We start from the raw sequence: 7,286 nt of genomic DNA, 5'->3' as shown, positions 1-7,286 counted from the left end.
GCATTGAAATCACCGGCAAGGGCAGGTATTACCAGACTAACATCGGCGGCGGTGCCGGCGGCACTACCACTACCGGCGGCGGCAATGCCTCCTACGATGTCAGCTTGGGCAACAGCGACGATGATGGCATAATCAGCTGGGAGAGCTGATTGTTGCCAACCTTACAAATCAAAATAAGGGAACATAAAAAAACGGCCTCCTAAAATGGGCGGCCGTTTTTTTATGTCCTTCTCCGCACTCGCAAGAAGCTACTTAAAGTCATTGCTTTTTCACTGCATAAACACGATAATACTCCGCATAGGGATCATCTTCACCTATACTGTCATCAATTCCTTCCTTCAACGAATCAAAAATTAATATATAATTATCATCATGCTTCAGACTTTCATATAAAGGATCCTTTGTCGTAGTTAGAAAATGAGTAAAATTATATCTGCGTACAAAATCCCTGTAATCTATATTGCCTGCCAGCAATAAAACATATTCATTTAGGATATTCTTCTTCCTGTTAATGTCCGGCATAAATATCTCTGCCCGGGCATCAAGATAACATCGCACACCATGGAATTCCATATAAGATCCATCATTATACCCTGTCCACAAAACAATGTCCTCTTTATTCCCTTGCTCCAAAATCACTTTGGCAGATGCCTCCAATCCTCTAGGTACTACAGGTTTTGAAATCATGTCAAAAAATAACGGCGCAAGTACAAATCCAACTAACGAAAACCCGAGCATAACTGTACACATGCTACGATGTTTTTTCATATATAGTATTGAAAAAATAATAGTCAGTACTATAAAAAACATCAAAAATAACAAAACTGCATTTTTTATATCTGACAGCGTGAACATACCAGAAAATATATCCCACCTTTTATGGATAACATAAACATCCATAAAAGCCATCATCATCAGTAACAATTTTCTCTTTTGTACAGCTTCACGGCTATTGTCCAGTTTTAGTTCTACTCCCTGCCAGTTTTTCATAAAATATGCTAATGACATACCCCCAAACAAAAGAAACAAAAATACGCTTCGCAAAGCTAAAAAAGCCATAAGCGCCGTTCCTGCACTAAGCAAAATATAACGCAAAGGTGTTTTAATCCTGCTGTATCCTACAGCGAGAATAAACATAATTATAATAGGCATGCCATAAAATGAGCGAATCCCTAATGCCTTCATTTCCCCTACAACTAGATTTATCTCATCATAGCCATAGGAATGAACAGTGTACATCATAGCTTCTGTACCATAAGGATTTACAAAGCCCGCCACAAATATAGTCACAGCCAGCACAGCCAACTCTTTGCAATGCCAGCTTGTTGTTCGCATTGCAAACGAGGTTGCTTTCTCCCCCACGATTGATTCAATCAAATATGGAAGCATGAAAACAAACAGCATCGGCCACATAGCAGCATGTACATTAATCAAAAGTACAGAAAATGCAAAAAATACCGCAGCTACTTTCTTTATGTTTCCTGGCTTATATCTTTCCAAAAAATATATTTCCCAAATAAAAACCAAGCTGGAAACCACCTGTGGGCGCTGACGCACAAACACCAGACAAATAAGTACTCCTATTAAAAATGTCAGAAAACAGGCTGTATCTTTATTGCCATCACTGACCAGATAGTTAAGGCGATAAAGGGAATATATCAGGACAATCCCGGCAACCACGGAAAAAGCCATGATTCCATGTATGCCAAATAATGTGTATATTTTCCACAGTCCCACGGCGAACAGCCACTGTTGCATAACAAAATGCAGATTTTCGTGAATTGTAAACGGCTCAATATGCGGGATACCAAATGCTTCTACATATCTGCCGCTATTCATCAAAAACCAGGCATCATTATCTACCAAACCAACCAAAAATACGACGCCCAAAAACATGGACACAAACATAAAAGCATTTTTTAACTTTTCTTCGTTTATAGACATCATTTTCATAACATACGTATTCCTTTTACTTCACTTCATGATAATCCGTTTCCGTATTTACCCCCCATACCGAAGTTTTATCAGCGGAATCAGATGATATTGCCTGTACTGCAGCCATAGCTGTCAGCATGGAATGGTCCATATTGTTGTACCTATGTTGCCCATTACGTCCTACACAGTACAGATTTGGAATTTCATCCAGAGCCTTCTGCAGCTTAGGAAAATCCTTATATGTACCAAAATAAGCCGGATAGGCTTTTTCCATACGCACTACACAGCCCTTTTCAACACAGCCGTCCCTGATAACCCCGATTTTTTTTAGCTCATCTTCAGCAAAAGCAAGAAAATCCTCATTCTTCATCTGCCATAGGTCATCACCCTTCTGGCAAAAATATTCCAGTCCCAGCCATACCTTTTTTAACGGGTCTTCTACCAGATACGGAGACCAATTGTTAAAAATCTGTATTCTTCCCAGTTTAACATCTGGTTCCTGCACATAAATCCAGCAATCTGGCACAATATTCCCCAATGTAGGATGCTTAGTCCGATTTTTCAGTTCCAATCTATCCACCAGCAAACCCGCTGTCATAAAATCGCGATAAGGAAGATTTCTGCCAATATCCTTAACATCCTTATCCAGCATATCATTCGGAATTGCATCCACCAGCTCGGCTATCGGCATACTGGAAATAATATACTCTGCTGAAAGCTCCTGTATTTCTCCATCCTTCTCGAAAACCACACCTGTCAGCCTCTCACAGGAGCTATCTGACAGCAACCTCACAACCTTGCTAGACATGTATATCTCACCACCAAGACGCAAAACCTCATCCCGCATCTTTTCCCAGAGCTGCCCAGGTCCATATTTAGGATATTGAAAACTCTCTATCAGCGATGCTTCCGTTTCCTTCGACTTCATCCTCAAAGCTCTTTGAAAGAAATCCGTCAGCACCTTCTTCAGCGATACCCCTTTGATACGTTGCGCTCCCCATTCAGCACCAATATCCTTCGGATGACGCCCCCACACCTTTTCCGTGTATTTCTCAAAAAAAGTTTCGTACAGCCGTGTTCCAAACCGATTAATCATAAAATCTTCCAGATTTTTTTCCGGGCGCTTTCTCAGCATAGCACCCAAATAACTGAAACAAATCCCCAGCATTCGCCTGAACCCAAGATTACGCACCGTATCAATTCCAAGTGAAACAGGATAGGAAAACAGTTTTCGCAAATAAAGAATTCTGGAAATGCGATGGCGTAACAAAAAAACCTCATTCACCTTCTCCGGATCAGCACCACCATCAGCCAACTGGCATTTCCTGTTCAGCATCTTATCATCCAAAGCCGGCCTGCCTTGCAAAGGAAGTAGTTCTGCCCACAGAGAAGTAACCTCACCACTTTTTGAAAAAAAACGATGGCCGCCAATATCCATACGATTGCCTGCAAAATTTACTGTTCTGGAAATTCCTCCTACAACATCATCCTGCTCAAGAACAATTGGCTGTATATCCGTATTTTTCAACAAATAGTAAGCCGCTGTCAATCCGGCAGGCCCGGCACCTATAATAATCGCTTTTTTTCCCATCATTACATCTCCCATATGCATAAATTACCTGTCGGATAACGCCTCAACCAATACATCACTTGGCCTGAAAACAAAAAACTTCCTGCCAAGATAATTCCAAACAAATACCGCTCCGGTAACAACGACTTTCACCAGTAAATAATTGCCAGCACATATCTCTGTTCCGACAAACATGCCGGCCTCCGTCAGCAATAGCCCCGTAAAGCCAATAATAAAAATCTGTATTATATCCTTGACATTTTTTCCTCGCTTGCTTGCTACTACATCCTGCTGCCTGAAGACGAACTGCACCGATAGTAGCGTATTCACTGTCAATCCTCCCAAAAAACCTGCCATTGTGGCATAATATACACCAAGCTGCCCATGAGGAAAAATATACTCTCGCATAAAATACAGCAAGCTTATATCTACTAAAAAGGAGATTCCACCAACTATACCATAGCGCAACATCTCCTGCACACCGTCATTAAGTAATAATCTCTTTATTTTCTTCATCATTTTACCATCCGTCCTTGTGCACAATCTCCCATATCTGCCCCTTCCTGATAGAAAACCTTTCAATTGACCCCCTCGGCAGCTCTAACACTCCCCAGGCTTTCCTGTCAAAAGAAGCACTGATACCTATCCACGGCAGGACATTTTTTACACATTTAATTACCTCGTACTGCTCAGACACATACACCACATCTATAGCAAAACGCATAAACATCATATGAATACTGGTACAAGGTGCAATTAACAGTCCCGTTCCCAATGGCAGACTGCTAGGAGTTCTCAGCATTAGCCCCCGCAACCTGGATAAAAAAGTATCAGCAACCTGAACACAAAGCTCAGGCTGCTGACCATCTCTCGCCATAATAATTTTTTTCATAACATAGGACCCTCACTTGAGGAAATTCTTCATCATGGACAACAAAGACGGCATGAGAACTATTACAAAAATAGCCGGAAAGATAAATAGCACCAGCGGGAAAATCATCTTGACCGGGGCCTTCATGGCCTCCGCCTTAATCAGCTGCCTGCGGCGCTCACGCATGTTCACCGCCTGATTGCTCAGGGTTTTGCCGATGCTGGTACCCAGCCTCTCCGCCTGTATAATCGCTGTCACGAAGAGGTTGACATCCTGTACCTCGCACCTCTCCCCCAACAGCTTCAGTGCCTGCCTGCGAGGGAGGCCCATACGGATATCATCCAGCATGTGTTCAGCCTCCTCAATCAGCGGACCTTCCATGCGCTCCACAATACGGCGCAGTGCCGCATCAAAGGATAAACCGGCCTGTACGCTGACACACAGCAGATCCAGCACCTCCGGCAGCTGTTTCAGAATCAGTTTCTGCCGCTTCTGGGTCAGTATCCTCAGCACCATCCACGGAATAGTGCCGCCCATGGCTACTCCCAGAAGTATCACCATCATGGACTGAACCGCCGCCAGATGCTGGGCATGACTGACATAGCGGATGGAGAAAAACAGCCCTGCCAGCAGAGCCACCACCCAGAATATAGCATACATCTGCACTGACCAGACCTTTGCCTTGCCGGCAGAAGCTATCTTTTTCTCAAGCTTTCTGGACCACTCCGCCGGCGCCATGTTGGTGATCGCCCGCCCTATGCTGTTCTCCAGCGGCACGATAACACGCTCACGGAAAGGCGTAACCCCGTCCTCTGTTTTCTTCGACCTTCTCCTGGCAGATGCTCTCGCAACATCCTCTTCGATGGATTTCAGGCGCTCATTTATTTCCTGCTGCGGTACAATCTTCGACTTGATTATACCGAACAGCGCCAAAAAGACAAAGCCCGCAACCGCCAGGGCAAACAATCCTTTAATCATCTGAAATATCCCCTTGTATCCTCATCATCTCTCGGAATATACTCATCCGGCTGGAAGAAGTCCTCCGGCAGATTGACGCCATTGGCCTGAAATTTCTCCATGAAGGACGGCTGCATGCCTGTTGCCACAAAGTGCCCGGTCAGCTTGCCGTTTTCATCCATGCCTGTCTGCTCAAAGCGAAAAATATCCTGGGTTGTGATGATATCACCCTCCATGTGCTGTACCTCGGTAATGTAGGTTATCTTACGGGTACCATCCTTCAGACGGGACTGCTGCAAAATCAGCTCCAGCGCCGAGGAAATCTGCTCGCGGATTGCCCGCACCGGCATCTCAAACCCCGCCATCAGCACCATGGTTTCCAGACGGCTCAGGGCATCACGAGGTGTATTGGCATGGGCGGTGGTCAGGGAACCATCATGACCCGTGTTCATGGCCTGCAGCATGTCCAGCGCCTCGCCGGAGCGAACCTCGCCGACAATAATACGGTCAGGACGCATACGCAGGGCATTTTTCACCAGATCGCGAATGGTAATCTGTCCGTTGCCCTCGATATTAGCAGGCCTGGACTCCAGCGTTACCACATGCTCCTGCTGCAGCTTCAGCTCCGCCGCATCCTCTATAGTTACAATACGCTCATTCTCCGGTATAAAGGAAGAAAGGACGTTCAACGTGGTGGTTTTACCGGAACCGGTACCGCCTGATACCAGAATATTGACGCGAGCCTGAATACATGCCTTGATAAACTCGGCCATCTTGCGGTTCAGGGTGCCAAAACTGATGAGATTTTCCACGGACAATGCTTTTTCCGCAAACTTTCGGATAGTGATGCACGGGCCGCACAGCGCCAGGGGCGGTATAATGATATTTACACGGGAACCATCCTTCAGACGGGCATCCACCAGCGGGGTGGATTCGTCAATATGACGGCCAATCGGCGAAAGAATACGCTCGATGATGTTCATAACGTGGGCATCATCATGGAAGTGCACATCTGTTAGCTTTACCTTGCCCATGCGCTCAGCAAACACCTTCTTAGGGCCGTTGACCATAATCTCCGTTACAGACGGATCCCTCAGCAGGGATTCAATCGGGCCCAGTCCCAGCATCTCATCCCTCAGCTCCGAGACAACATTGGCCCTTTCACTGACCGGCACCGCAAAAGGGTCATCCTCCAGCACCTTTTCCAGATAACTGCTGATAACCTGCTCCACAGCCGCCGCATCCTGATGGACAGCGGACAGAATCATCTGCTCGCTGGGTGTCATTTCCTCCACCAGCCGCTGATGCACCTTCTTTTTGATGCTGACAAAGGCACTGTCAACTACCTCGGCAGGATCAGAGGCCATGGCAGTAAAAATCTGCACCTGCGTATTCTCCTGATTAGGACGCCCCAATCTCTCTAATAGTGTCACCCTTCACCACTCCTTTAGCTGCCGGAGGCTTCTGCCTTTGCCCTCACATCTGAATACATACTGTACTTAATCTGCATGCCATTGCCGATTTTTTGCCCCAAAGTGTTCATTACCGCATAAGCAATCGCGCTATCAGGATTAAACTTTGCCTCAGCTGTTACATCGACATTTTTAGTAGTGGTATTGTACTTTACATTCAAATACGATGTATTGACATTATCATCCTTCACAGGCTCCCATATATAGATATCGCTCACCAGCACAACACCGGTGGAACAATTCTTTATCACGCTTGTATACTCATCATCAGTCTTCTTCATGGATGCCTCATGGGCCACACTGCGGACTGTATTACTCATAGTTAAATAATCGCTGAAAGCAAGACCAAAATAAACAATTCCCATCGAAAGCAACAAAAAAAGAGGCAACACCACAGCAAACTCCACAATGCCCTGTGCCTTCTGTCTTTTCAACATACAACTGCCTCCCTGCAATAAAAAGTCAATATGATAACCAATCA

At 45.2% G+C, this 7,286-nt stretch carries 7 protein-coding genes; all 7 read right to left on the bottom strand.

Features of this window, described 5'->3' with window-relative positions; translation table 11 throughout:
- Positions 1-258 precede the first annotated feature (258 nt).
- From ACI3UA_RS03200 to ACI3UA_RS03170, 7 genes are read right to left on the bottom strand one after another with little or no spacing between them, the layout of a single operon-like run.
- Entirely contained in the window at positions 259-1,953 is a 1,695-nt protein-coding gene (locus tag ACI3UA_RS03200) for a hypothetical protein (protein ID WP_439723384.1), read from the bottom strand.
- A 16-nt stretch (positions 1,954-1,969) separates the two neighbouring features.
- The gene (locus ACI3UA_RS03195; RefSeq protein WP_439723383.1) at positions 1,970-3,526 is read right to left on the bottom strand and encodes an NAD(P)/FAD-dependent oxidoreductase; all 1,557 of its coding nucleotides are present in this window, start codon (positions 3,524-3,526) and stop codon (positions 1,970-1,972) included.
- A gap of 24 nt (positions 3,527-3,550) precedes the next feature.
- The gene (locus ACI3UA_RS03190; protein WP_439723382.1) at positions 3,551-4,024 is read right to left on the bottom strand and encodes a GtrA family protein; all 474 of its coding nucleotides are present in this window, start codon (positions 4,022-4,024) and stop codon (positions 3,551-3,553) included.
- Between the two features lies 1 nt (position 4,025).
- A complete protein-coding gene (locus ACI3UA_RS03185) occupies positions 4,026-4,397 on the bottom strand; it encodes a DUF192 domain-containing protein (protein ID WP_439723381.1) in 372 nt (123 codons plus the stop codon).
- A 12-nt stretch (positions 4,398-4,409) separates the two neighbouring features.
- Positions 4,410-5,354: a type II secretion system F family protein gene (locus ACI3UA_RS03180; RefSeq protein ID WP_439723380.1), complete on the bottom strand. Its 945-nt coding sequence runs from the start codon at positions 5,352-5,354 to the stop codon at positions 4,410-4,412.
- Positions 5,351-6,766, bottom strand: a complete 1,416-nt coding sequence (locus ACI3UA_RS03175) for a CpaF family protein (RefSeq protein ID WP_439723379.1) — start codon at positions 6,764-6,766, stop codon at positions 5,351-5,353. The genes ACI3UA_RS03180 and ACI3UA_RS03175 overlap by 4 nt, the downstream gene beginning before the upstream one ends.
- A gap of 14 nt (positions 6,767-6,780) precedes the next feature.
- Positions 6,781-7,242 (bottom strand): TadE/TadG family type IV pilus assembly protein, encoded by a 462-nt coding sequence (locus ACI3UA_RS03170; protein ID WP_439723378.1) that lies wholly within the window; start codon positions 7,240-7,242, stop codon positions 6,781-6,783.
- Between the last annotated feature and the right edge of the window lie 44 nt (positions 7,243-7,286).

Source organism: Anaerovibrio sp., assembly GCF_051866355.1.
Taxonomy (GTDB): domain Bacteria; phylum Bacillota; class Negativicutes; order Selenomonadales; family Selenomonadaceae; genus Anaerovibrio.
The sequence above is the reverse complement of the archived record's forward strand: the minus strand, read 5'-3'. Positions and strand labels throughout refer to the sequence as shown.